Origin of the sequence: Thermocrinis albus DSM 14484, assembly GCF_000025605.1 — a bacterium.
Classification (GTDB): domain Bacteria; phylum Aquificota; class Aquificia; order Aquificales; family Aquificaceae; genus Thermocrinis; species Thermocrinis albus.
On the sequence record NC_013894.1, the window covers coordinates 351,971 to 374,011 of the forward strand.

Sequence of the window (22,041 nt, forward strand, 5' to 3'; positions counted from 1 at the left end):
TCATGCCTATGCTGGTCTGGGTAGCTCCATTGGTGGGTTTAATAGCGGCTTTCTTTATAGATGTGAGTCTTCTGCGTTTTTGGGAAAGGCGGGGTCCCTTTGGAAGTTTGGTGGCTTCCCTCAGAAAGTGGTTGTATCCCTTTCTGATGGTGGTATCTCTGCACGTGGCTGTCCAAATGGAAGGGGTTCCTCCCAGATACGAGAAACTTCTCAACAGAGGTCTCATGACAGCCTACGTGCTGATAATCTCTCTGTTTGTTTCCAGCTTTTTTATCCATCTTTGGACATCTTTTGCTACCAGGAGAGGCATACAGGTAACCGCTCTCTCCGTGTATATTCTGAGGGCTGCCTTTCTCTTACTGGCTTTGCTGATAATTTTGGACAACTTGGGGATATCCGTCACACCTATACTCACCACCTTAGGTGTGGCGGGTTTAGCGGTCTCCTTAGCTTTGAGGGACACTCTCGCAAACCTCTTCGCTGGCCTATACATAACCATGGCAAGGCAGGTTAGGCCGGGTGACGTGATAAGCCTCTCCACAGGTGAGGAAGGCACGGTTCTGGATATAACGTGGAGGAGTACCCTGTTAAAGGATAAAGAAGGAAACTTGATTCTCATTCCCAACGAAAGGTTGTCTCAATCGGTAGTTAAAAACTACAGAAGGGACGATGGTCTCTTGGTGGTAACCCTTCATGTACCCCACTCGGTAGAGCTTTACCGCGCAGAGCTACTGGCCATAGATGTGGCGCAGGCGGTTTTGAAGGAACTCTACCCCTCTGACATGCCTGAGGAGGAGGTAAAGGTCCGGTTTCATACCTTTCAAGATACTGGTGTACTGCTGGATGTGCTGATACCTTTTAAATCCTTCCAAGATAGAGCCCTGATTCGTCACGAGTTTATAAAGAGGTTTCACAAGGTTCTGAGGGAAAATGCTGGATAGAGTACTTCTGGCCACCGCTAACCCTAAGAAGGCCCAGGAGATCATCAGGCTGCTCTCTTCCTCCGGTATTGAGGTAATCCTGCCTGACAGATCCCTGCAGGTGGAGGAAGGTGGATGTTCTTTCCTGGAAAACGCTTATCTGAAGGCAAGGGCTTACTGGGAGCGTTACGGGATACCCACTCTGGCGGATGATTCAGGTCTCGTGGTGCCTTCTTTGGAAGGATATCCGGGAGTTTTCTCCAGCAGATTTTACCAGATAGAGTGGGGCGGAAGGGAGGAAGTTACAGAAACAGAGGATGAGGCCAACATAAGGAAGCTTCTCCGTCTTATGGAAGGTAAGGAAGACAGAAGGGCTTACTTTGTGGCCTACGTGGTTCTGTACGCAGGAGACTGGGGTGTGTGGACAGAGGGAAGGTGTTGGGGAAGTATAACTACCGAGAGAAGGGGAAACAGGGGTTTTGGTTACGACCCTGTCTTTGTACCCGAAGGTGATCACAGAACTATGGCAGAACTTTCTCCGGAAGAAAAGGACAGTGTGTCTCACCGAGGTAAAGCACTGAGAAAACTGCTACATATCTTAAAATACTTCACCTATGGATAAACTGCTGGTGGTCAAGTTTGGAGGAACTTCTGTTGGAAGTATAGAGAGGATAAAGAACGCAGCCCGTAAAGTAATCGACAAGGTACAACAGGGTTATAAGGTGGTGGTAGTATCCTCAGCCATGGCGGGAGAAACAGACAGACTCATAAATCTTGCCAAAGAGATAGATCCGTTACCTCCCGAAAGGGAACTAGACATGCTGGTGTCCACCGGAGAACAGCAGGCGATAGCCCTCTTTGCCATGGTACTGAACAGTATGGGGTATCCTGCCGTAAGTCTGTGTGGTTGGCAAGTTCCCATCATCACAGACAGTGTTCATACCAAGGCCCGTGTGAGAAAGATAGGTGTTCAGCGCCTTAAAAATATACTGAAAGAAGGCTACATACCGGTGGTGGCAGGTTTTCAAGGCGTGACGGAAGATTGGGAAATAACCACTTTGGGAAGGGGAGGCTCTGACCTGACGGCGGTGGCCCTCGCCTACGCCTTGGGAGCAGACTGTGAGATATACACCGATGTGGAGGGAGTGTTTACCGCAGACCCACGTATTGTTCCCTCTGCCCGTAAGATAGCTCGTATATCCTACGAGGAGATGTTGGAAATGGCTTCTCTGGGAGCAAAGGTTATGCAAGCGCGTAGCGTGGAATTTGCCATGAAATACAACGTGAGAATACATGTCAGAAGTTCCTTTTCTGATCAGGAAGGTACATGGATAGTACCGGAGGAGGAAGTCATGGAGAAAGTGGCTGTAAGGGCTATAACCCTGGAGACTAAGGAGTCCAGAATAACGGTGGTGAGAGTTCCCGACAGACCGGGTATCGCCTACAGAATCTTTAAAGCGCTGGGGGATGCCCACATAGTGGTGGACATGATAGTGCAGAACGTTTCCCACCAAGGTTATACGGATCTTTCCTTCACCGTCAACAAAGCAGACGCTCCGAGAGCGGAAGAGATAGTGAGGAAGGTGGCTCAGGAGATAGGTGCCCAAGAAGTGGTGAGGGATGACAACGTGGCTAAGGTGTCGGTAGTAGGTATCGGTATGAAAAGTTCTTACGGTACAGCTGCCAAGATGTTTGAGGTTCTTTATAAGAACAACATCAACATCATGGCTATATCCACGTCGGAGATAAAGATATCCTGTCTCATAGATCAAAAGTACGGGGAGTTAGCGGTCAGAGAACTGCACTCCGCCTTTGTGGAGGAAGGAGAGGAGATAAAGATCGTCAACGATGGAACCTGAGAGAGTAAGGAGCCTTCTTCAATCCTTCAGAGGCCTCAAAATCCTTGTGGTGGGTGACATAATACTGGACAGATACGTTTTCGGAAGGGTAGAGAGAATATCTCCGGAAGCACCTGTACCAGTTTTGGAAGTGGAGAGGGAGGAGTTTAGATTGGGGGGTGCAGGTAACGTAGCGGCCAATCTGGCGGATCTGGGAGTGGAGACATACCTGTGTGGTCTTCTGGGAGACGATGAGGCTGCCAACAAGGTAAAGAATATGCTACTTGAGAGAGGTATAAGGGACCTTACCATTCAAGAGAGGGGAAGACCTACCACAGAAAAATCCCGCATGGTTGCTCTATCTCAACAACTTCTGAGAGTAGATAGAGAGGTGAGAAGGCCACCGGACCCTTCCGTGTTAAAGGACATCTTAGAGAGGTTGGAGGTGGTGGTGGACGGGATCATTGTTTCCGACTATGCTAAGGGTGTGGTAACAGGCTCCTTGATGGAGAGGGTAAAGGCTAAGGGTGTTTTCGTGGCTGTTGATCCAAGACCTCACAACAGGGACCTGTACCGCGGTGTGGATCTGATGACTCCCAACGAAAAGGAAGCACGCCAGATGCTTCCGATAGAAGATCTGAGAGACTTAGGATTCAGTTTGAAAGACTACCTTGGTTTGAAGACCCTTGTCATAACTATGGGACCAAAAGGTATGATGCTCTTTAGAGAAGGCAGAGAGAAGAGCTTTCCGGCAAGAGCTAAGCAAGTGTACGACGTTTCCGGAGCAGGTGACACAGTGGTTGCAGTACTTACAGCATCCTATCTGGTGAGTGGTGATTGGGAGCTTTCCTGTGAGCTGGCTAATGTGTGTGCGGGAATAGTGGTAGGTAAATTGGGAACCGCCACCGTAAAACCTCACGAAATATTGGAAAATCTGAGATGAAAGGTAAGGGAAGGGAGTTTGAAGATGTGGCCTGCCTGTACCTTACCCGGATAGGTTACAAGGTTCTGAGGCGCAACGTACACTGTAGATATGGAGAGATAGACATTTTGGCTTTGGATGGTGATACCTTGGTTTTTGTGGAAGTGAAGGGAGGTGCAGGGCACAGCTCGACGGACCCCGCCTACAGGATGGATACCACTAAGCTAGCCAAAATACTAAAATGTGCGGAGAAGCTCATGGCCGAGTTCCCCGCACAGGACTGTAGGGTAGATCTCTTAGTTATAAGAGGTAGTGAAGTAGAACACTTAAAGAACATCTCACTCTAGTATTTCCAAAACCACCCTCTTGTTCTGTTTCCTGCCCATGGCGGACAGGATGGTTCTCAGGGCGCGGGCTATTCTACCCTGTTTTCCGATGACTTTACCCACGTCCCCTTTCTCTACTCTCAGCTCTATAACTATAGTCTTCTCTCCTTCTATCTCCACCACGTTCACGGCGTTAGGATTGTCTACAAGGGACTTGGCGGTTATCTCCACAAGATCTCTCAGTTGGCTCATCTTTCCACCTCCTTCAGAGTATGTTGGCCTTTTTGAGTATACTTTGGGCGCGGTCCGTCAGCTGTGCACCTTTGGCTAACCACTCCTTCACCTTCTCAGGCTTTATCTCAAGTATCTCCCCCCTTTTGGGGTCATAGGTTCCCAGTATGTCTATATACTTACCTTCCCTCGGTGACCTGGAATCCATAACCACTATTCTGTAAATGGGGTGGTGAGTTCTTCCCATTTTGGCAAGTCTTATCCTCACAGCCATCTGAAACCTCCTCTCGAAGGGAGTATTATAACACAGATTGTATGGCTCTCCTTATCTTCTCCATCAGGTGAGGCTCTGTATCTACCCCCTTCTCTCCCAGTTCTTTTGCCAGTTTCATCAGTAGTTTTTTGATTTTGCCAGAAGGGTCCTTGGGAACTTCTATACGGAAGGTGAGAACGAGGTTTCCTGCAGAGCCACTGGATGGGAAACCCATACCAGGTATAGTTTTGGTGGATCCACACTCCACACCTGGCTGAAGAAACACCTCCAGTTCCTCTCCCGACAGAGTTTTGACCTTAACTACACCTCCCAAAACAGCCAACGGAAAGGATATGAAGACCTCCCTATGAAGGTCTTTGCCTATCTTTCTGAAAACAGGGTGAGGTTTGAGAACAACCCGCAGATAAAGATCGCCAGGTTCTCCTCCCCTCTCTCCCGTATGGCCAAAACCCTTTACCTTCAGAACATCTCCTTCGTCGGTACCCGGTGGTATGCTCACCTTAACGGTGGACAAACGTGCCACTCTACCTCTTCCTGCACACAAGCTACAGGAGTTCTTTATCAGGTAACCTCTGCCCCTACAAACAGAACAGGGACGTGGAAAGTCAAATATACCGCTCACCCTTCTACCTGTTCCTTCGCAGGCATGACATGTCTCTTTCTCTATACTCTCCCCTAAGTATCCTTTACCTTCACATTGTGGGCAGTCCACCCACCTTTCGTACTCTATACTTTTCTCACAGCCGAAGGCAGCCTCTTCCAAACTTAGTTCCAGTCTAAGTCTTATATCTTCTCCTTTACGAGGTCCCGGCTTCCGCCTTATACCTTTCCAAACTTCCTGTAAAAACTCCTGTATGTACTCCATAAAGTCCCGGTATTTCCTTTCGTCCCCGCTCTCCAGAATCCGGTCGTACTGAGCTCTCTTCTCGTCATCGGACAATACATGATAAGCCTCGTTGATGAGCTTGAACTGTTCTTCAGCTCGTGGATCAGGATTTACGTCAGGGTGCCATTCTTTGGCTAATCTCCTGTAAGCCCGCTTTATCTCATCCTTTGTGGCAGACTTACTGACGCCCAGTATCTCGTAATAGTTCTTCACGGCCACTACAGATTATAATAATCCTCTGGGTGTCCAAATGGCGCCTGCCGGGTCTCTGGACACCCATAAAGGGCGCGTTAAAAATAGCCCGGCCCCGGTATGGTAGTATCCGGGAAGGGACACACCCCATGAGTGTTAGGGATCTACCTCCAGGAAAGAACCCTCCCGAGGACATATACGTGGTGATAGAGATACCTCAGGATAGCTCCATAAAGTACGAACTGGACAAAGAGAGTGGTGTCCTCTTCGTAGATAGGTTTCTCTTTACCGCCATGCATTATCCCTTTAACTACGGATTCATACCTCAGACCTTAGCAGATGATGGTGATCCTGTAGACGTGCTGGTGGTGTCCCGGTATCCGGTGGTTCCGGGTAGCGTCCTCCGTTGCAGGCCCATAGGAGCCCTTCAGATGAGGGATGAGGAAGGTGTAGACACAAAGCTGATAGCGGTCCCCCACACCAAACTGGACCCTACTTACGACAGAGTCAAGACGTTGGATGATCTTCCTCCTGTGGTTCTTGATCGTATAAAACACTTCTTTGAACACTACAAGGAGTTGGAACCGGGCAAATGGGTGAAGGTGGAGGAGTTTAAGGGTGTCCAGTTTGCTATAGAGGAGATAAAGAAGGGCATAGAGAACTATAAAAAGAAAGCGGGTGGATGAAGGAGGACATCTTACAGAAGGCAAGGCGTGTTTTTGAGATAGAGATAAGCCAGATAAAGAGACTTATGGACAGTTTGGATGACAGTTTTGTGCGCGCGGTGGAGATACTTCTTTCCTGTGAAGGAAAGGTTATCACCACAGGTGTAGGTAAATCGGGACACATAGCGCGTAAGATAGCTTCCACTTTATCCTCTACAGGTACACCTGCCCACTTTCTACATCCCTCGGAAGCGTTGCACGGAGATCTAGGTGTCATAGACAAGAAGGATGTTCTCCTCGCTATATCCAACAGTGGTGAGTCCAAGGAGGTTTTGGATCTTCTGCCCTACGTCAAACTACTGGGTGTTCCTCTTATAGCCATCACCAACAGGAGGGACTCCACTTTGGCAAAACACGCCGATGTTCATATATTCCTCAACGTGGAGAAAGAAGCCTGTCCCCTTCACCTGGCACCCACCAGTAGTTCCACCGCTTCTTTGGTACTGGGTGATGCTCTGGCTATGGTTCTGCTGGAGCTGAGAGGTTTTACAGAGAAAGACTTTGCCCTACGCCACCCTGCCGGTAGCTTGGGGAGAAAACTCAAGCTGGTACGTGATCTTTACCATACAGGAGAGGAGTTACCGGTGGTGGAAGAAGACACGCCTATGCCTCAAGTGGTACTGGAGATAACCAGTAAAGGTTTTGGTGCTACCGCCGTAGTCAACAAGGAGGGTAAGTTGGTGGGTATAATCACGGACGGAGATCTAAGGAGGTTCATCAACAGAGGGGGAGACCTATCGAGAAGTACCGCCAAAGACGCCATGACCAGAAATCCCAAGGTAGCTTACCCAGACGAGCTGGCGGCACAGGCTCTGAGTCGTATGGAAAGTTACAAGATAACGGTTCTCATAGTAGTGGACCAAGAGAACAGACCCATAGGTATAATTCACATGCACGATATTCTGAGAGCGGGTATAGTATGAAGCTTAGCGTGTTGGGATCTACAGGCTCTGTGGGTAGCAACGCTCTTCAGATAGTTTCCGCATACCGCGGTAGGTTTGAACTGGTGGGTATAATGGCCCGGAGAGCTTCTCCCCAACTCTTACTTCAGGCCCAGCAACTCAGACCGCGTTATGTGGTGTCCTACGAAGAACCTACTTCCCACTGGCTCTCTTCCCTTCCTGAGGGTACTAAGTATCTCAGAGGTGAGGAAGGTCTCATGGCCCTTCTGGAAGAGTCAGAACGTATCCTCAACGCCATATCGGGTGTAGACGGTCTTTTACCCACCTATCACACACTCACAAAAGGAAAGGTTCTTCTGGCTTCCAACAAGGAGTCTGTCATATGTCTTCCAGATCTTATCAGAGAGCACATATCTCGTGTGGTGCCTGTTGACAGCGAACACAACGCTCTATTTCAGCTTTTATCTTTCGTAGATCCCCATCACGTTAAGAAGGTGTACCTCACCGCCTCCGGTGGACCTTTTAAGGACACACCTTTGCAGGAACTTCCCTACGTTAGGGTGGAGCAAGCCCTCAACCACCCTCGTTGGAAAATGGGTAAAAAGATCACCGTGGACTCTGCCACCCTCATCAACAAAGGGATAGAGATAATAGAAGCTCAGGTACTCTTCGACCTCTCTCCCGAGACGATAGAGGTGGTCATCCATCCCCAGAGTTATGTACACGGTATAGTGAGTCTGAAGGACGGGAGTTTCCTCTTTCACACCTCCCAAACGGATATGAAGGTACCCCTTCTGCATGCTCTCTTTTATCCTGAAAGGGTGGAGTATCCTTTCCAGCAGATGGACCTTTTAGATCTATCTCCCATAACCTTTGAGCCTGTTGATACCCAAAAGTTTAGGGCTGTGGACATATGCAGATGGGTGGCCAAGAGGGGAGGTGTCTACGTACCTGTCCTTTTAGGGGCCGACGAGGCCGCCGTTGAGATGTTCCTGGCTGGTGAGATACCCTTCACCGGTATAGTGGAAACTATAGAGAAAGTTCTCAACGCGGTGAATCTTCCTGATCCGAAGAGTCTGGAAGACATAATAGAAGCGGTGCGCTGGGGTTACCACAAGGCCAGGGAGATGGCAAAGGTCTTGTAAACTGCCACTACAGTCCCTTACACTTGGTATCAATAACGCCGTAGTTTCCACCCCTCTTCCTGTAGATGATCTTCAGGCTACCCGTCTTTATATCCAAGAAGGGCAAAAAGTACATACCACTATCCTGAAGAGCTAAGAGGGCATCCTCCACACTCATCGGTTTATCCAAAATCAGGTCCTCCTCCACTATAAGAGGTCTCTCCCTCTCCTCTGGAGGTTCTGATGGGGCTGTGTGAAGTTCTTCCTTAAGCTTTGCTCCTCTTCTGCGAAACTCCAGTCTCCTCTGTTTAAGTTTTATAAGCTGTCTTTCCACCTCGTCCAATACCAGGTCAAGGGCGGAGAAGGGATCCACATCCTCTTCCCACGCGTGTATGGTACCACCACCCCACGTCTTCAGGTATATGTCCAGATCCACCCTGTAAACGGTCGGTCTACTGTCTCCTGCATAGTCCTTCTGTTTGGCTCTGGATGTGGAGAGGGTTATCACCACCTCTACCTGGTCCTCTTCGGCTTCCTTTAGGTATCTCTTAAGGCGCTCCAGCTTACTTTCCACAAAAGCCTTCATGGCATCAGTCCACTCAATACCCTTGCCTATGAACTCCACGTTCATTCTCTACACCCCCTTTTCATCGTTGTGTATTATAATAACCTATCTCACTTACGGAAAACGGAGGTTTTAGCCATGGATCTTATTCTCCAGAAGCTACAGGAAAGATACTTACCCAAGAAAGACTATCCACCCTTCAAGGTGGGTGACACAGTACGCGTACATTACAAGATAGTGGAAGGTGACAAGGAGAGAATTCAGCCTTTTGAAGGCGTGGTTATAAGGATAAGGGGATCGGGTGCAGGCAAGACTTTCACTGTGCGTAAGGAGTCCTACGGTGTGGGCATAGAGAGGACATTCCCTTATTACAGTCCCAACATAGAGAAGATAGAGGTAGTTAAGTACGGAAAAGTGAGAAGGGCTAAGCTGTACTTCCTAAGAGACTACAGAGGTAAAGAAGCCGCAGGAAAGATAAGGGAGATCAAGCCCTGGGAATTGAAGAAGAAGTGAAGGAGATATACGAGCTTCCCTTCTGGGAAAAGGGACTTTTGGTGGCGGGTGTTGATGAGGCAGGTAGGGGACCTTTGGCTGGTCCCCTGGTGGCCTGCGCTGTCATACTCCCTCCTTATACGGAACCCTTTCTGAAGGGAGATTCTAAGAAACTCTCCCCCTCCGAGAGGGAGGAGGCCTACAGGATCATCAAAGAGAGAGCCCTCAGCATAGGTACGGCGGTGGTGGATAGTGAGGTCATAGACAGGATAAACATCCTGCAGGCCACACGTCTGGCCATGAAGAGAGCTTTGGAGGATCTCAAGCATCCCTATGATGTGGTCATAACAGACTGGGTGAAGCTGGATGTGGATAACTGTATAGCTATTCCCAAAGGTGATGAGAGGAGTCTGTGTTGTGCCTGTGCCTCTGTGGTGGCAAAGGTCCTAAGGGACAAGATCATGGAACATTACCATAGGCTCTATCCTCAGTATGACTTTGCATCCCACAAAGGTTACCCTACTAAGGAGCACCTACAGAGGCTCCTCCAGTACAGAGAAAGTCCCATTCACAGAAAGAGTTTCAGACCTGTAAAAGCATTGTTCTCAGAGTATACTCCGTCTCCCTGACGATCTCTTCGTAACCTTTGCCATCAGGCTGTATAGGTTTTCCAAAGATCACCTTTATGGGATAGGGTTTGGGGAACTTGTCCCTCCAGGACATGGCCTCGTAAGTTCCTATGAGGGCTGTGGGTACGACAGGTACACTGAGTTCCTTACTGAGTATGGCAAACCCTTTCTTAAAGGGGAGGAGCTTGCCGTCTCTTGTTCTTGCACCTTCCGGAAATATCACCACGACTTTGCCCAGTCTCAGAAGCCATGCAGCCTTCTGAAGGGATTCTTTGACGCGCCTTGTAGGATCCACCGGGACTATATGAGCTAACTTTGCAAAAGCCTGCCTTAGAGGACCTTTAAAGTAGGTTTCCTCACCTACAAAGTAAGTTCTCTCCAGCACGTTCCAAGGAAGAGCGGATGCTATGGCGAACCCATCCAAATAGCTGGCGTGGTTAGGAGCTATTATGAAGGGTCCTTCCGGGAAGTTCTCCGTACCCTCCACCTCCAACCTATGGTAAAGTTTAAAGTAAGCTTTGAGGGGTATCAATCCCATCCTCATAAGAAAGCCGTTGTGATAAGGTAAGAAGGAAGGTGCTTGGGTAAGTATCTTCTGCCAACCTATCTCTTCCTGATAAAGGCCCTCTTTCCTTTCCCTGACGTAGTTCACAAGGTCCCGTACTTTGGAGTACCTACTGAGCTCTTCCTCCTCCATTTCCACACCGAACCTCATTTCCAGGAAAGAGAGGAGCTCTACCTTAGCGAGAGAGTCCAACCCCAAGTCCAGCTCTATGTGGTGGTGTCCCATCACCTTTCTTCCTGATAGCTTGGTGAGAAACTCTCTTATAAGTTCCGCTTCTTCTGTACGCATCGTATCATCTTCTTCACGTTCCGTTATCTCGCCTGCCTTTCTGTAAAGGTCATAAAGTAGGAACCTTTTAAGTTTACCTAACCTGGTGCGAGGGAGTTCCTCTGTTGTTAGCTTAAAGCCTCCTATCCTCTTCCACTCAGGCAGTTTTCTGTTTACCTTGTACAAAACGTTCCACCTTATGTACTCTTCCAGATTCACTATACCCATCTGCTTTACCTTCTCCATATCGGGTACCAGCAGGGCATGTAGGACACCCTCCATCTCCAGAACTCCCACCTCTTTCACCACCGGACTTTCCCTCAGTATCAGATCTTCCAGTTCCTCCGGATTCACCTTCTTGCCGTCCGGTAGCACTATTATCTCTTTCTTCCTACCTGTTATATAGAGGTATCCATCTTGGTCCAGGTATCCCAGGTCTCCCGTCATGAACCAACCGTCCACAAAGGCCTTTTTTGTGTCCTCAGGCCTTTTGTAGTATCCTTTCATAACGTTTACACCTCTTACCAAAACTTCCCCATCGGGCGCTATCTTCACGTATACCTCTTCTATGGGAGTACCTACCGATCCCAGTTTTATTCTGTGGGGAGGGTTAAAGGAGACTATGGGAGACGTTTCTGTGAGTCCGTACCCTTCCAGTACGGTGAAACCCAGATAGGTAAGATCTTTGGCCACTTGAAGGGGGAGAGCTGCACCACCGCTTACCATGTATCTTAGGTTTCCGCCGAAGGCAGAGTGTACCCTCCTGAAGAGAAGCTTTCGTAGACCCATGGGAAGGTAAGGGCTTAAAAGGAACAAGAATCTACCTACGGCGCTGGCTTTCACACGTTCCATTATACGTGCGTGCAATACCTGGTACAGTCTGGGTACACCTATGAGAACTGTTATGCGATGTCTTTGCATGGTGCGCATAAGATCCTCAGTACTTAGCCTTTCCAAAAACACGATGGTGGCACCCAAATAGAGGGGTAATAGGAGGGAGACCACCAGGGGGTAAGCGTGATGGAAAGGCAGGAGGGCTAGCGTGCTGTCCTCACTTCCCGCCATCTTCAATTTCTCCACTGATCTTATGTTGGACAGAATGTTCTTGAAGGTGAGCATGACGCCTTTCGGTTTTCCTGTAGTTCCAGAGGTGTAGAGGATCAGAGCTACGTCCTGAAGATTTCTGTGCATTATTCTCTCAACAGGTTTGGGAGGAATCAGGGTGTCCACGTTGAGGATATGAGGGCTTACTTTTGTCATGGAGAGGGCTTGTTTTAGAGGACCTTCTGTTCTTTCGGAGCAATACACCACCGCCGGTTCTGTTTCCGTAAGGACAAGCTGCAGATCCTCTGGCGAAGACATAAAGTCCACAGGTACCGCTATAGCTCCCCTCTGCCATATGGAGAAAAGGGCATAGACCCATTCGGCTCTGTTTTCCATAAAAATCACCACCCTGTCTTCTGGCAGGACATCCAGTAGAGAAGCGAAGGCCCTTGAGTTCTCTATCAGCTCCGCATAGGAGATCTCCCTCTCTCCCTGTACGAGGGCCGTCTTGCCAAAGTCTCTTACTTCCGGAACGAGGAAACCGTTTTCAAGGTCCAGCCTCATGCATCATTCTTTTTCTTCTTTCTCCGTATAGTAACCCACTATGTTCTCTTTGAGGAAGGTCACACGCGTGTTGGCATCTACGCGGAGGGTGACCGTCTTCTCTCCTATCTCCACCACCGTTCCTATTATGCCACCACTGGTCACGACCCTCTCCCCCTTCTTAAGACCTGCCAGAAACTCCTGATGCCTCTTTCTAGCCTTCTGTTGAGGTCTTATAAGTAAGAAGTAAAAGATGGCCATCAGGAATAAGAAGAAAACGAATTGGAAAAGTAGTGCTGACAGAGGATCGGATCCGTGTGGTGCACCCTGTTGTGCGTAAGCCATTTTCACCATGATACTATTCTACCACAACGTAGCTGCATGGCCCTTATCATTATATGGTGTTATAATTAAGCAGGTATGACTCTCGTCAGGAGGTGAGCCCATGGAAACCTCAAGAAGAGATGCTCTGGGGCTCATCATCGGCGGACTGGGTGCCGTCGGTGTGGTGGGCGCTTTGTATCCCTTCGTGAAGTCTCTAGCACCAAGTGCTGCTTCCCTTGCAGGAGCAAGGGTAGAGGTGGACGTATCCCAGATACCTGACCTGCAGGTGAGGGTCGTCTCCTGGAAGGGAAAGCCGGTCTTTGTGGTTAAACTACCTCAGAACTTCCAGTGGAACGGCAAGACGAAGGAGGACAACAACAGAAAGCTCCTGCAGGGACAGGATGCTTACGCCATGGTAGCTGTGTGTACCCACTTGGGATGTGTTCCTTTGTGGAAGCCCAACGGTGAGGGAGAGTTTAACTATCCCGTTTTTCACTGTCCCTGTCACGGAGGTTTTTACTCTCCCTGGGGTGATAACATAGCTGGTCCACCACCCAGACCTCTACACCTGCCTCCTCAGAAGAGGGAAGGTAACAAACTGGTTATAGGAGAGCCCGGATTTATTAAAGATCTAACGTAAAAAAGACACTCTCGCAGGAGGTGGAAACATGTTGAAAGGTATAGTCAGATGGCTGGACGAGAGGGGTAAGTTCAGCCAACTTTGGCAGTCTCAGATGGTGGATTACAAAGTCCCCAAAAATCTCACCTTCCCTTACGCCTTTGGTGTTATGGCCCTCGTCGCTTTTGCCATACAGATAATATCGGGGATATTTCTGGTAATGTATTACCAGCCCAACGTGCACACAGCTTTTGACAGTGTCAACTACACCATAATGAAAGAGATACCTTTCATGTGGCTCATAAGGCACATTCACGCTGCAGGAGCTAACTTCTTTCTCGCTATAGTTTACTTGCACATATTTACGGGTATATACTACAACGCTTACAAGAAACCCAGGGAACTCACGTGGATAGTAGGCTTTTTCATATACTTTGTACTTCTCATGACCGCTCTGTCTGGTTACCTCCTCCCATGGGGTCAGCTCTCCTACTGGGGAATGGTGGTTACTACAGAGATACCAACTTCTATAGACAGTGCTCCCATAATAGGCAGTCTAAAGATAGGAGAGACTATCTCCGTGTGGATGAAGGGTGGCTATGAGCTAGGTCAGATAACACTGGGTAGATTCTTCGGTCTCCACATATGGCTACTACCTCTGATACTTCTCGGCCTGGTAGGTTTACACCTGTACCTGGTAAGGGCCAACGGTATATCCAGCCCGGACGGTAGGGAGATAGACAAGAAGAAGGAAGGCGTACCTTTCCATCCTTACATAACCCTCAAGGAAGGTGCCTATTTGATGGGTTATCTTGCCGTCTTCTTCTTCTTTGTGTTCTTCTACATGCATCACTTCCTACCACCCGACAACTTTGATCCCGCCAACCCCTTCAAGACACCTCCCCATATAGCTCCCGAGTGGTACCTGCTTGCCTTTTACACCATGTTCCGCTCCATACCCGACAAGTTCCTAGGGTTTGTTGTCTTCAACTTAGCTTTGCTCTTACTGCTACTACTACCTTTCTTAGACTTCTCTCCTATACGTAGTGCCCGCAACAGGCCCCTCTTCTTCGCCATGTTCTTGGTGCTTGTTATATCCTCCATGGCCCTCACTATACTGGGAACCATGCCTCCCACTCCCACCAACGCCATGCTGGGTATGATATTCACGTTGGGATTCCTCAGTTTCTTCCTCTCACTGCCCGTCATATCCATACTGGAGTGGGGATGGTACAAAGCTAAAGGAGGTAACAGGTCATGATAAGGACGGTTTTCTTAACGGCCATTACCTTAGTGTTTTTTGCCATCATATGGTTCGAAAACCCCTTTGCACCCCACGAGGAGTACAGCATGCCCGCCCAGTATGCCAAGATAGCGGATGATGTCAAGTATGCCAAGGAAGGCAAAGAGCTCTTTCTACAAAACTGCAACTCCTGTCACTCAGTTAGGTACGATGGAGTGTACGTAGCTTCTGTGCAGTCAAATCCTTTACTGGGACAGCTTCAGAAGGAGTACGGTAAGGTACTGCCCAGAGATATATACGAGTCGGTGTTCATGAACGACCTGAATGCCCTTAAAGAATCCTTCGGTAAGGTACCCCCCGACCTATCCACCATTTATCTGGTGAAGGGTAAGGAGTATCTCTTTAACTTCATTCTGGAACCTCAGAAGGTTCTGCCGGGGACTACCATGCCACCTGTCATGACGGGAAGGCCAGAAGAAACCGCCAAGATAATAGCCTATCTTAAGTCTGTGTCAGAACCACCACCTCAGGAGAAAGCCAAGAGAGTGGTCATGGGAGTGGCTACCATAGGCTACCTCATACTGATGGGAGTACTTCTCTACGTGTGGCGTGGGAGACTTCTCAAAAAGATGGGTTTGCACTGAGGCAGTAAGTGGCCGCAGGGCACCCTCCGCACAGGGGGGTGCTCTTACAGAACTTTTTAGCGTGTTGGTCCAAAAGAGCGTGATACTCTTTGTAGATCCCTACATCCTTCGGTAGATGTTCTTCCATGAATTTCTTAGCTTTCTTAGGTGTTAACTTCAAACCGTATAACCTCTGTAATATCCTGAGGGTGTATTTATCTATCACAAAAGTAGGCTGATGGAAGGCATAAAGAAGGATAACACAGGCTGTCTCTGGTCCTATACCTTTTAACTTTATGAGGTCTTCGTAGTTGGGTTCTCTAACCTTTTCTAAAAGTTCTGCCAACGCCTTCAGAGTGCGGACCTTCTGACGGTAAAAACCAACGGGTTTTACTATCTCCTCCAATATCTCTGAAGGACACTTTCTCACAAAGTTAAGAGACAGCTCGCCCATCCTCTTGAGTCTATCCAAGGCTATCTCCACCCTACTCCACAAGGTGTTCTGAGTCAGTACGGCTCCTATTATGATTTCGTCTTTTGGGTCTGTCTTGTGCTCTCGGTGATATAGGTGATCCACAGGCCACCAGTTCTGTGGACCGTAGGTGTCAAGGAGGAGTTGGTAAAGCCCCATCAAGGAGGGATTTAACTTCATTGCAGGCCTCCTCAGGGTTTGTTCTATAGAGTTTGCCTATACGTACAGCCTCTTCCTGAGAGAGAATACCCTCCTTTCTGAGAAACTGGAGGAACTGGGTAAAGTTATGAGGTTTCGTAGCGTTTGGTTGCCCTCTTTCAAAGTCTAAGAGATACACCTCTCCGTCCGCTCCCACTAATAGGTTCTTATCTAGACGTTGAAGCTCATCTCTGTTGATGCGCATCTTATCTAAAAGAACCACTAAATCGAGAACCTTTCTGTAAATGCGTACTTTTTCTTCCGGAGAGAGGGAGAGTTGTTGAAGAGGTAATCCCTCAATAAACTGGTACACAAAGAAATCTTCGCCGCTGTAAAGTATCTGAGGGAAGTTCTTCAGCCCTTTAAGAAGGGTGAGGATCTCCGCTTCCTTCTTTATGGCGTACTCCTTTTCGGGAGACCTTGCCACCTTAACAGCTACCTTTCTACCCTCCCAAAACCCCGTGTAGATGTAACCCCTCCACCCTTTGTTGAAGATCTGTACATCCCTAAGGAGCTTTTTGAACTCCTTAAACCTCACCGGCCACTCGGTAGTTGTAGCTCTCTATGGCCTCCCGCAAGGATTCTAAGGGCACGTTATCCTCAACCTTTACCGTCACCGTACCCTCCTCTAAGTTTACATCTACCCAAGAAACACCTTCTACCTGCAAAAGGGCAGTCCTCACACGTTGTACACAGTGTTGACACGTCATACCTTCTACCTTTAACCTTATCTCTCTCATATTATCTATTGTAACCACTTTAAGAGCATCTCCAACAGGTGAAGACTACTGGGTGTGTTCATATTGAAGAAGGACTGCATCAGCGGATCTATGGAAAGGACATGGGTGGTGGGTATCGTTATGTACCCTACCTGCTCTAAAAGTTTGGTGAGCCTTCTGTCACCCTCCCTTATGAATCTCTCTACATGCGGTAGCGTCTTTACGGGGTAAACACCCGGAAAGGGATAGAGCTTTCCACCCACTTTGAAGATGGTCACAAGATGGTCATGAGACATCTCCCAGAGATACAAAAGCAGGTGGGGTTTTACAAGAGGCATGTCGGCACACAGAATGACCACTTTTTTGCCTCGTGCCTCCTTCAGGGCAGTGTATACGCCAGCTAAGACCATCTGCTCTTCCATAAGATCCTCTACTAGTTCCACCTTTTCTATGAAACGGAACTTTTCTGTATCCTTAGCCACCACTACCACACGCCGGCACACAGGAAGGATGTTCTCTATGAGAAAGCTTATGGCAGGTTTTCCTCTTATGGGATAGAGGGTTTTATCACTGCCAAATCTCCTGCTCTGACCACCTGCCAGCACGAAGACTTCATCTATCATCTAACTATGAATTTGGCACCGTTATCCCACCTTATGACCTTTCTCTCTTCTTCAGGGTTAGCAGGAAGATACACGTACGCACCGGCAGGTATCTTATCCGTCTTTATGTGGGGATTAAGATCGTAAAACACACTCTTTTGTATCTGTGCCTCCGTTATAAGATCCTTTACGGATGTATCTTCCTCAACCCTCTTTCTCACAACGCTTATACTGTCCACGCTTATGTCAAGACCGTACTTCTCTGGGAACCTAGCTAAGAGTAGTAAAGCCATGAAGGCAGGCACGTAGTTCCTTGTTTCCAAAGGGAGGAACTCTTTTGTCTGCCAAAAGTCTACACCACCGGTCCTGCTGAACACACATCCCTCACCACAGTTGTAGGCAGCTAAAGCCAGTTCCCAGTTTTTAAAGAAAGAGTAAAGATCCTTGAGGTAACGGGCCGCCGCCTCTGTGGACTTCTGTATGTCGTAGCGTTCATCCACTAAGTTGTCTACTCTGAGCCCATACCTGCGTGCGGTTTGAGGCATGAACTGCCACAGGCCTGCGGCTCCCGATCTGGAGACGGCAAAAGGATTAAAACCACTCTCTATGGCTGGCAGTAGGGCCAACTCTGGAGGTAAACCATGTTTTTCCAGTACGGGTTTTATGAGGGGCATGTAGTAGTTAGCTCTTTTGAGAGCATACTGGGTGAATCTTTTGTTGGAGAGGAAGTATCTTATGTACTTTCTTATCTCCTCTCTGTCAGGAACCTCTATCTGAAACTGGCGAGCTTCTTCCTGCAAGAAGCGTTCCTCCTCCTCCGAAAAGACCAACTGTCCACGTTGTAGAAAAACCGCATTGTCTTTGTCGGGATAGAGGGTCTGCCTCAGGGTAGGTGTACAGGAGGTGAGAAAGCACGCCGTGAGGAACAGAAGTACCCCCTTTAGCATGTCTACGCTAAGAGGTAGTATACCACAGCTGTTGCTACCACGTTTACGAGAGCGATAGGTAACATAACCTTCCAACCTATCTCCGTTATGTCTTTGGCTTGAAATCTGGGTAAAGTCCAGTGGAGCCAAAGGACGAAGAAAACAAGACCAAAGGTTTTTATGAGGAACCAAAGGTAAGGAGATAGTGGACCAAAGATGTGAGGCCCAGACCATCCACCAAAAAAGAGTATGACTCCTATAGCAGAGAGGGCCACCACGTTAAGGTACCACTCTGCCAAAGGAAAAGCTCCGAAACGCATACCCCCGTACTCCACATTGTAGCCTGTCACCAGTTCTGCTTCCGCCTCCTGTATATCAAAGGGAACTCTCCCTGACTCGGCCAACATACAGAAGAGGTAAAGAACAAAGGCTACAGGCTGATACAGGATGAACCACACACCCCTTTCTACCTGAGCCTGCACTATACCAGAAGCACTCATAGTACCCGCCAGTAGGATAACTCCTAAGACTGAGAAACCCAACACCACCTCGTAAGCTATCACCACAGCCGCTTTTCTCAGCGAACCTATGAAAGCGTACTTAGAGTTGGAAGCCCAACCGGAGAATATGGTTCCATAAACAGAAAGAGAACCAAAGGCAAACACCAAAAGAAGAGCTATGTTTACGTCTGCCACTACCGGTTTCACTTGATAACCAAAGATGGTGAAGGCCGGACCAAAGGGTATTACCGAGAAGAGTAGAAGAGAAGGAGTAAGGGCCATCACCACGGCAAGGTAATAAACCACCCTATCTGCGTTTCTGGGAATCACGGACTCTTTGGTGAGGAGCTTAAGGCCGTCCGCCAGAGGCTGGAGGAGACCGAAAGGACCCACCAACTTAGGACCCATACGTGCCTGTATGTGGCCCGCCAGCTTACGCTCAAACCACGTAAGGTATGCACCTAAACCCATAAACACACCTACCGCCACCAGTACCTTTACGAAAGTCACTATCAGATCAACTACCCAACTACTCATCTGTCCGTTTCCCCCACCACAGGATCTAGGCTTCCCAGTAACGCTATAGCATCCGCTATAGTCCTACCCTCTATCAGTTTAGGAAATATGGAGAGGTTATAAAGGGCTCCGGACCTTATCCTCAGACGGTAGGGTTTGGAGCCACCCTTAGAGTATATGTAAAATCCCAGCTCACCCCTTGGGTTCTCACCGCTGGCGTACACCTCACCTGGAGGTGCCTTCTCTCCGTGTACCACTATGTGGAAGTTTTTAACCATACTTTCTAAAGCGTTGAAGACCTCCTCCTTGGGGGCCATAACAGCGGGATGATCTGTGTTAAGGTAGGGTGCACTCTTAGGAAGTTTCTCCAGTTTCTGAACGCACTGCTCCACTATCCTCAGGCTCTGCCACATCTCCTCCATTCTCACCAAGTACCTGTCATATACGTCTCCCACCTCTCCCACCGGGATATCAAAGTCCACCTCATCGTAGGCAGCGTAAGGTTCCAGCTTTCTTATGTCATAAGGAACACCTGAGCCTCGCGCAACCGGACCGGTAAGTCCGTAGTTAAAAACATCTTCGCGCGTTATTATACCCACCTCCTTCGTTCTACGTAGCCATATTCTGTTTCTTGTAAGGAGCTGATGATACTCCCTGAGTCTGTTAGGGAAGTCTTTCACAAAGGCTTTAACCACATCCAAGGTTCCCTCTGCCAGGTCATAATGGACCCCTCCTATTCTGAGAAAGGCGGATGTGAGTCTTATACCTGCGTTACCCTCTATGATGTCCATTATCTTCTCTCTTTCCCTGAAGGCGTATAGGAAGACGGTGAGGGCCCCCAGATCCAACGCACCAGTTCCCAGCCACAGAAGGTGGGAGTTTATCCTCTGTAGTTCGGCAAACATAGTCCTTATGTAACGAGCCTTCTCTGGAACCTCCACCTTCAGGAGCTTCTCCACCGCTGTGACGTAAGCAAGCTCGTTACATATGGCGGATATATAGTCCATTCTGTCGGTGTAAGGAAGAAACTGAAAGTAGTAGAGGTTCTCGGCAATTTTCTCCATCCCTCTGTGAAGCTGACCCAGTATGATGTCACACTGAACCACCTGTTCTCCATCCAGATCAAAGAGGAACCATATAGTACCGTGAGTTCCTGGATGAAGGGGACCCCAGTTGAGAACCAACTGGGCCTTCTTCTGGAGACGGCTCTTCTCAGTCCTCTCAAGGTCCTCTAGCGTTGCCACCTTTGTGTGTAAGAGTTCAAAATCATGGCTGGGAGGGTCTGTTCTACCCTGCAACACTTCCGTTAAAGAGGGAAGTTCCACTTCAGGGAAACCACCCAGCGGGAAGTCCTTCCTTAGGGGATGGTAAGGATAACCCTCCCACATGAACATACGTCGTAGGTTTTCGTGTCCCTCAAACTCTACGCCGAACATGTCGTAAGCTTCCCGCTCTGCCCAGCGAGCGCATGGCCAGAGTTTTTCCACAGAAGGTAGCTTGCCGTGTTTGGCCCAGCTCTTGACAATAACTCTCTCGTTGTCGTCCGGGTTATACAGAATGTACACACCCAGAAACCTGTCTTCCTTTTCGGGAAAGTCTATACAGGTAAAGTCTATGAAGTGACGGTAGCCCTCTTTTTCCTTGAGATGTTTAAGAAAAGAAAGAAGTAGATCTTTGCTTACGTGAAAGCTGACTGTGTGCTCACCCCATTCTACCTGCACATCCTTAAACACCTGTTTTACTCTGTCTACCGTGGCCCTGTTCATCCAGGGCATAATTCAGACCTCCACCTCTTGAGGAAGCAACCCTTGTCTCTGCATATCCCTTTTGAACTCTTCAAAGGCTCTATCGTACTTTCTCACTCCCTGTTCCTTTATCTTCTTCTGAAGTTGAAGTATACCGTAAAGGAGGCCCTGTGGGTGGGGAGGACAACCGGGTATATACACATCCACAGGTATTATCCTATCCATACCCTGCAAAGTAGAGTAGGTGGGGAAGGGTCCACCGGCGGATGCGCATCCTCCCATGGTTATACACCACTTAGGGTCGGGCATCTGCTCCCATATAAGTTTAAGCATGGGAGCCACCTTGTTGACCACCGTTCCGGCCACTATGAGGAGATCTGCTTGTCTTGGAGAAGCCCTGAAGATGACTCCTAATCTGTCAAGATCAAAACGAGAGGCGGCAGCGTGCATCATTTCTATAGCACAACAAGCTAAGCCTATGGTCACAGGCCACAGGGCGTTTCTTCTACTCCAACTGAGTAGTTCTTCCACTGTTGTAAGTACAAATCCGTTAGAGTTCAACATAACCATGACACCATCCTGGTTACTCCGGCCTAACGACCGGAGTGCCGGGCTATTTATATAGCGCCTTTACACGTTGGGGAGAACCCGGCAGGCGCTATTTCCCCAACCACAGCTCCCGCCCCAGGAAACGGGAGCAATAATAAGATAAGCCCAAGGAACCTCTGTACCAAGAAAGTATGATTCATATCATATTTGCCAACGCAGTGCTCCCTTCTTCCACGCATAGGCAAAGCCCAGCGCCAGTATGAGGATAAAGAGGAGGGCTGTTACAAGACCGTAAAGACCTATCTCCCTAAACACCACCGCCCAGGGAAAGAGAAAAGCAGCCTCTATATCAAACAGGATTATGAGAAGGCCGAGCAGATAGTAGCCCTGTTTGAAAGTACCCCTGGCCTCAGGATCATACAGAGGGACACCACACTCGTAAGGATAGTCTTCCATCCTCTCCTTTGTCTTAGGCCCCAGAAGGTCGTTGATAAGGGTCATCACAAGACCTATAACAACCGCCACCAAAAAGAAGATGAGAATACCTACGTACTCCATGT

At 48.6% G+C, this 22,041-nt stretch carries 28 protein-coding genes; 13 read left to right on the forward strand and 15 right to left on the reverse strand.

Features of this window, described 5'->3' with window-relative positions; genetic code table 11:
• Positions 1–8 precede the first annotated feature (8 nt).
• Genes THAL_RS01750 through THAL_RS01770 form a run of 5 tightly spaced genes read left to right on the forward strand, consistent with a single transcriptional unit; the run spans position 9 to position 4,027 of the window.
• A complete protein-coding gene (locus tag THAL_RS01750; RefSeq protein ID WP_169301982.1) occupies positions 9–941 on the forward strand; it encodes a mechanosensitive ion channel family protein in 933 nt (310 codons plus the stop codon).
• Positions 931–1,542, forward strand: coding sequence for an RdgB/HAM1 family non-canonical purine NTP pyrophosphatase (rdgB, locus tag THAL_RS01755; protein WP_012991395.1), 612 nt, complete (start codon positions 931–933; stop codon positions 1,540–1,542). Before THAL_RS01750 ends, rdgB begins: the two co-directional genes overlap by 11 nt.
• Positions 1,535–2,779, forward strand: coding sequence for an aspartate kinase (locus tag THAL_RS01760; RefSeq protein WP_012991396.1), 1,245 nt, complete (start codon positions 1,535–1,537; stop codon positions 2,777–2,779). Before rdgB ends, THAL_RS01760 begins: the two co-directional genes overlap by 8 nt.
• Positions 2,769–3,701, forward strand: a complete 933-nt coding sequence (locus tag THAL_RS01765) for a bifunctional heptose 7-phosphate kinase/heptose 1-phosphate adenyltransferase (RefSeq protein WP_012991397.1) — start codon at positions 2,769–2,771, stop codon at positions 3,699–3,701. Before THAL_RS01760 ends, THAL_RS01765 begins: the two co-directional genes overlap by 11 nt.
• Positions 3,698–4,027 (forward strand): YraN family protein, encoded by a 330-nt coding sequence (locus THAL_RS01770; RefSeq protein ID WP_012991398.1) that lies wholly within the window; start codon positions 3,698–3,700, stop codon positions 4,025–4,027. Before THAL_RS01765 ends, THAL_RS01770 begins: the two co-directional genes overlap by 4 nt.
• On the opposite strand, the gene THAL_RS01775 is transcribed toward THAL_RS01770, so the two are convergent.
• The 3 genes from THAL_RS01775 to THAL_RS01785 are packed head-to-tail and all read right to left on the reverse strand — an operon-like array spanning position 4,019 to position 5,616.
• Complete coding sequence (locus THAL_RS01775; protein WP_012991399.1) at positions 4,019–4,258, reverse strand: KH domain-containing protein; 240 nt, start codon at positions 4,256–4,258, stop codon at positions 4,019–4,021. The two genes, THAL_RS01770 and THAL_RS01775, sit on opposite strands and share 9 nt — an antisense overlap.
• 13 nt (positions 4,259–4,271) lie before the next feature.
• Entirely contained in the window at positions 4,272–4,511 is a 240-nt protein-coding gene (gene rpsP, locus THAL_RS01780) for a 30S ribosomal protein S16 (protein WP_012991400.1), read from the reverse strand.
• Between the two features lie 25 nt (positions 4,512–4,536).
• The gene (locus THAL_RS01785; RefSeq protein WP_012991401.1) at positions 4,537–5,616 is read right to left on the reverse strand and encodes a DnaJ C-terminal domain-containing protein; all 1,080 of its coding nucleotides are present in this window, start codon (positions 5,614–5,616) and stop codon (positions 4,537–4,539) included.
• A 122-nt stretch (positions 5,617–5,738) separates the two neighbouring features.
• Between THAL_RS01785 and ppa the strand changes: the two genes are divergently transcribed.
• Genes ppa through dxr form a run of 3 tightly spaced genes read left to right on the forward strand, consistent with a single transcriptional unit; the run spans position 5,739 to position 8,361 of the window.
• Entirely contained in the window at positions 5,739–6,275 is a 537-nt protein-coding gene (gene ppa, locus THAL_RS01790) for an inorganic diphosphatase (RefSeq protein ID WP_012991402.1), read from the forward strand.
• The gene (locus tag THAL_RS01795; protein WP_012991403.1) at positions 6,272–7,237 is read left to right on the forward strand and encodes a KpsF/GutQ family sugar-phosphate isomerase; all 966 of its coding nucleotides are present in this window, start codon (positions 6,272–6,274) and stop codon (positions 7,235–7,237) included. Before ppa ends, THAL_RS01795 begins: the two co-directional genes overlap by 4 nt.
• Positions 7,234–8,361: a 1-deoxy-D-xylulose-5-phosphate reductoisomerase gene (gene dxr / locus THAL_RS01800; protein WP_012991404.1), complete on the forward strand. Its 1,128-nt coding sequence runs from the start codon at positions 7,234–7,236 to the stop codon at positions 8,359–8,361. Before THAL_RS01795 ends, dxr begins: the two co-directional genes overlap by 4 nt.
• Positions 8,362–8,368: 7 nt before the next feature.
• Here dxr and hpf read toward each other — a convergent pair whose 3' ends face one another.
• On the reverse strand, positions 8,369–8,971 hold the full coding sequence (hpf, locus tag THAL_RS01805) for a ribosome hibernation-promoting factor, HPF/YfiA family (protein WP_012991405.1): 603 nt from the start codon (positions 8,969–8,971) through the stop codon (positions 8,369–8,371).
• A 72-nt stretch (positions 8,972–9,043) separates the two neighbouring features.
• Between hpf and rplS the strand changes: the two genes are divergently transcribed.
• Both rplS and THAL_RS01815 read left to right on the forward strand, forming a co-directional pair.
• On the forward strand, positions 9,044–9,418 hold the full coding sequence (gene rplS, locus THAL_RS01810; RefSeq protein WP_012991406.1) for a 50S ribosomal protein L19: 375 nt from the start codon (positions 9,044–9,046) through the stop codon (positions 9,416–9,418).
• Positions 9,415–10,026 (forward strand): ribonuclease HII, encoded by a 612-nt coding sequence (locus tag THAL_RS01815; protein WP_012991407.1) that lies wholly within the window; start codon positions 9,415–9,417, stop codon positions 10,024–10,026. The genes rplS and THAL_RS01815 overlap by 4 nt, the downstream gene beginning before the upstream one ends.
• On the opposite strand, the gene THAL_RS01820 is transcribed toward THAL_RS01815, so the two are convergent.
• Both THAL_RS01820 and yajC read right to left on the reverse strand, forming a co-directional pair.
• Positions 9,980–12,466 (reverse strand): AMP-binding protein, encoded by a 2,487-nt coding sequence (locus tag THAL_RS01820; RefSeq protein WP_012991408.1) that lies wholly within the window; start codon positions 12,464–12,466, stop codon positions 9,980–9,982. The genes THAL_RS01815 and THAL_RS01820 overlap by 47 nt on opposite strands.
• 3 nt (positions 12,467–12,469) lie before the next feature.
• Positions 12,470–12,799 (reverse strand): preprotein translocase subunit YajC, encoded by a 330-nt coding sequence (gene yajC / locus THAL_RS01825; RefSeq protein WP_012991409.1) that lies wholly within the window; start codon positions 12,797–12,799, stop codon positions 12,470–12,472.
• A gap of 91 nt (positions 12,800–12,890) precedes the next feature.
• Here yajC and petA point away from each other — a divergent pair, with 91 nt between their 5' ends.
• Genes petA through THAL_RS01840 form a run of 3 tightly spaced genes read left to right on the forward strand, consistent with a single transcriptional unit; the run spans position 12,891 to position 15,275 of the window.
• Positions 12,891–13,409 carry a ubiquinol-cytochrome c reductase iron-sulfur subunit gene (petA, locus tag THAL_RS01830; RefSeq protein WP_012991410.1) on the forward strand — a complete coding sequence of 173 codons (519 nt, stop codon included), beginning with the start codon at positions 12,891–12,893 and terminating at the stop codon, positions 13,407–13,409.
• A 28-nt stretch (positions 13,410–13,437) separates the two neighbouring features.
• Positions 13,438–14,649: a cytochrome b gene (locus THAL_RS01835; protein ID WP_012991411.1), complete on the forward strand. Its 1,212-nt coding sequence runs from the start codon at positions 13,438–13,440 to the stop codon at positions 14,647–14,649.
• On the forward strand, positions 14,646–15,275 hold the full coding sequence (locus THAL_RS01840) for a cytochrome c1 (protein ID WP_012991412.1): 630 nt from the start codon (positions 14,646–14,648) through the stop codon (positions 15,273–15,275). The genes THAL_RS01835 and THAL_RS01840 overlap by 4 nt, the downstream gene beginning before the upstream one ends.
• Here the strand turns inward: THAL_RS01840 and THAL_RS01845 are convergent.
• The 9 genes from THAL_RS01845 to THAL_RS01885 form a co-directional block, all read right to left on the reverse strand.
• Complete coding sequence (locus THAL_RS01845; RefSeq protein WP_012991413.1) at positions 15,253–15,906, reverse strand: endonuclease III domain-containing protein; 654 nt, start codon at positions 15,904–15,906, stop codon at positions 15,253–15,255. The genes THAL_RS01840 and THAL_RS01845 overlap by 23 nt on opposite strands.
• Positions 15,860–16,462: a hypothetical protein gene (locus THAL_RS01850; protein WP_012991414.1), complete on the reverse strand. Its 603-nt coding sequence runs from the start codon at positions 16,460–16,462 to the stop codon at positions 15,860–15,862. Before THAL_RS01850 ends, THAL_RS01845 begins: the two co-directional genes overlap by 47 nt.
• Positions 16,452–16,664 (reverse strand): heavy-metal-associated domain-containing protein, encoded by a 213-nt coding sequence (locus THAL_RS01855; RefSeq protein WP_012991415.1) that lies wholly within the window; start codon positions 16,662–16,664, stop codon positions 16,452–16,454. Before THAL_RS01855 ends, THAL_RS01850 begins: the two co-directional genes overlap by 11 nt.
• 5 nt (positions 16,665–16,669) lie before the next feature.
• Positions 16,670–17,266, reverse strand: coding sequence for a molybdenum cofactor guanylyltransferase MobA (mobA, locus tag THAL_RS01860; protein ID WP_012991416.1), 597 nt, complete (start codon positions 17,264–17,266; stop codon positions 16,670–16,672).
• Entirely contained in the window at positions 17,263–18,267 is a 1,005-nt protein-coding gene (locus THAL_RS01865) for a lytic transglycosylase domain-containing protein (protein WP_245522246.1), read from the reverse strand. The genes mobA and THAL_RS01865 overlap by 4 nt, the downstream gene beginning before the upstream one ends.
• Positions 18,195–19,208 (reverse strand): NADH-quinone oxidoreductase subunit NuoH, encoded by a 1,014-nt coding sequence (gene nuoH, locus THAL_RS01870; protein WP_012991418.1) that lies wholly within the window; start codon positions 19,206–19,208, stop codon positions 18,195–18,197. The genes THAL_RS01865 and nuoH overlap by 73 nt, the downstream gene beginning before the upstream one ends.
• A complete protein-coding gene (gene nuoD, locus THAL_RS01875) occupies positions 19,205–20,962 on the reverse strand; it encodes an NADH dehydrogenase (quinone) subunit D (protein ID WP_012991419.1) in 1,758 nt (585 codons plus the stop codon). Before nuoD ends, nuoH begins: the two co-directional genes overlap by 4 nt.
• Positions 20,963–20,965: 3 nt before the next feature.
• A complete protein-coding gene (locus tag THAL_RS01880) occupies positions 20,966–21,502 on the reverse strand; it encodes a NuoB/complex I 20 kDa subunit family protein (RefSeq protein WP_012991420.1) in 537 nt (178 codons plus the stop codon).
• A 180-nt stretch (positions 21,503–21,682) separates the two neighbouring features.
• Positions 21,683–22,039, reverse strand: a complete 357-nt coding sequence (locus THAL_RS01885) for an NADH-quinone oxidoreductase subunit A (protein ID WP_012991421.1) — start codon at positions 22,037–22,039, stop codon at positions 21,683–21,685.
• Between the last annotated feature and the right edge of the window lie 2 nt (positions 22,040–22,041).

Bases quoted from the DNA above. Each gene is read 5' to 3' on its own strand.
- THAL_RS01750 (WP_169301982.1), top strand. From the start codon at position 9: ATGCTGGTCTGGGTAGCTCCATTGGTGGGTTTAATAGCGGCTTTCTTT.
- hpf (WP_012991405.1), bottom strand. From the start codon at position 8,971: ATGAACGTGGAGTTCATAGGCAAGGGTATTGAGTGGACTGATGCCATG.
- THAL_RS01885 (WP_012991421.1), bottom strand. From the start codon at position 22,039: ATGGAGTACGTAGGTATTCTCATCTTCTTTTTGGTGGCGGTTGTTATA.
- yajC (WP_012991409.1), bottom strand. From the start codon at position 12,799: ATGGTGAAAATGGCTTACGCACAACAGGGTGCACCACACGGATCCGAT.
- rdgB (WP_012991395.1), top strand. From the start codon at position 931: ATGCTGGATAGAGTACTTCTGGCCACCGCTAACCCTAAGAAGGCCCAG.
- THAL_RS01775 (WP_012991399.1), bottom strand. From the start codon at position 4,258: ATGAGCCAACTGAGAGATCTTGTGGAGATAACCGCCAAGTCCCTTGTA.
- nuoD (WP_012991419.1), bottom strand. From the start codon at position 20,962: ATGCCCTGGATGAACAGGGCCACGGTAGACAGAGTAAAACAGGTGTTT.
- rplS (WP_012991406.1), top strand. From the start codon at position 9,044: ATGGATCTTATTCTCCAGAAGCTACAGGAAAGATACTTACCCAAGAAA.
- THAL_RS01840 (WP_012991412.1), top strand. From the start codon at position 14,646: ATGATAAGGACGGTTTTCTTAACGGCCATTACCTTAGTGTTTTTTGCC.
- dxr (WP_012991404.1), top strand. From the start codon at position 7,234: ATGAAGCTTAGCGTGTTGGGATCTACAGGCTCTGTGGGTAGCAACGCT.
- THAL_RS01880 (WP_012991420.1), bottom strand. From the start codon at position 21,502: ATGGTTATGTTGAACTCTAACGGATTTGTACTTACAACAGTGGAAGAA.
- THAL_RS01795 (WP_012991403.1), top strand. From the start codon at position 6,272: ATGAAGGAGGACATCTTACAGAAGGCAAGGCGTGTTTTTGAGATAGAG.
- THAL_RS01835 (WP_012991411.1), top strand. From the start codon at position 13,438: ATGTTGAAAGGTATAGTCAGATGGCTGGACGAGAGGGGTAAGTTCAGC.
- petA (WP_012991410.1), top strand. From the start codon at position 12,891: ATGGAAACCTCAAGAAGAGATGCTCTGGGGCTCATCATCGGCGGACTG.
- nuoH (WP_012991418.1), bottom strand. From the start codon at position 19,208: ATGAGTAGTTGGGTAGTTGATCTGATAGTGACTTTCGTAAAGGTACTG.
- ppa (WP_012991402.1), top strand. From the start codon at position 5,739: ATGAGTGTTAGGGATCTACCTCCAGGAAAGAACCCTCCCGAGGACATA.
- THAL_RS01760 (WP_012991396.1), top strand. From the start codon at position 1,535: ATGGATAAACTGCTGGTGGTCAAGTTTGGAGGAACTTCTGTTGGAAGT.
- THAL_RS01845 (WP_012991413.1), bottom strand. From the start codon at position 15,906: ATGAAGTTAAATCCCTCCTTGATGGGGCTTTACCAACTCCTCCTTGAC.
- THAL_RS01770 (WP_012991398.1), top strand. From the start codon at position 3,698: ATGAAAGGTAAGGGAAGGGAGTTTGAAGATGTGGCCTGCCTGTACCTT.
- THAL_RS01820 (WP_012991408.1), bottom strand. From the start codon at position 12,466: ATGAGGCTGGACCTTGAAAACGGTTTCCTCGTTCCGGAAGTAAGAGAC.
- THAL_RS01765 (WP_012991397.1), top strand. From the start codon at position 2,769: ATGGAACCTGAGAGAGTAAGGAGCCTTCTTCAATCCTTCAGAGGCCTC.
- rpsP (WP_012991400.1), bottom strand. From the start codon at position 4,511: ATGGCTGTGAGGATAAGACTTGCCAAAATGGGAAGAACTCACCACCCC.
- mobA (WP_012991416.1), bottom strand. From the start codon at position 17,266: ATGATAGATGAAGTCTTCGTGCTGGCAGGTGGTCAGAGCAGGAGATTT.
- THAL_RS01855 (WP_012991415.1), bottom strand. From the start codon at position 16,664: ATGAGAGAGATAAGGTTAAAGGTAGAAGGTATGACGTGTCAACACTGT.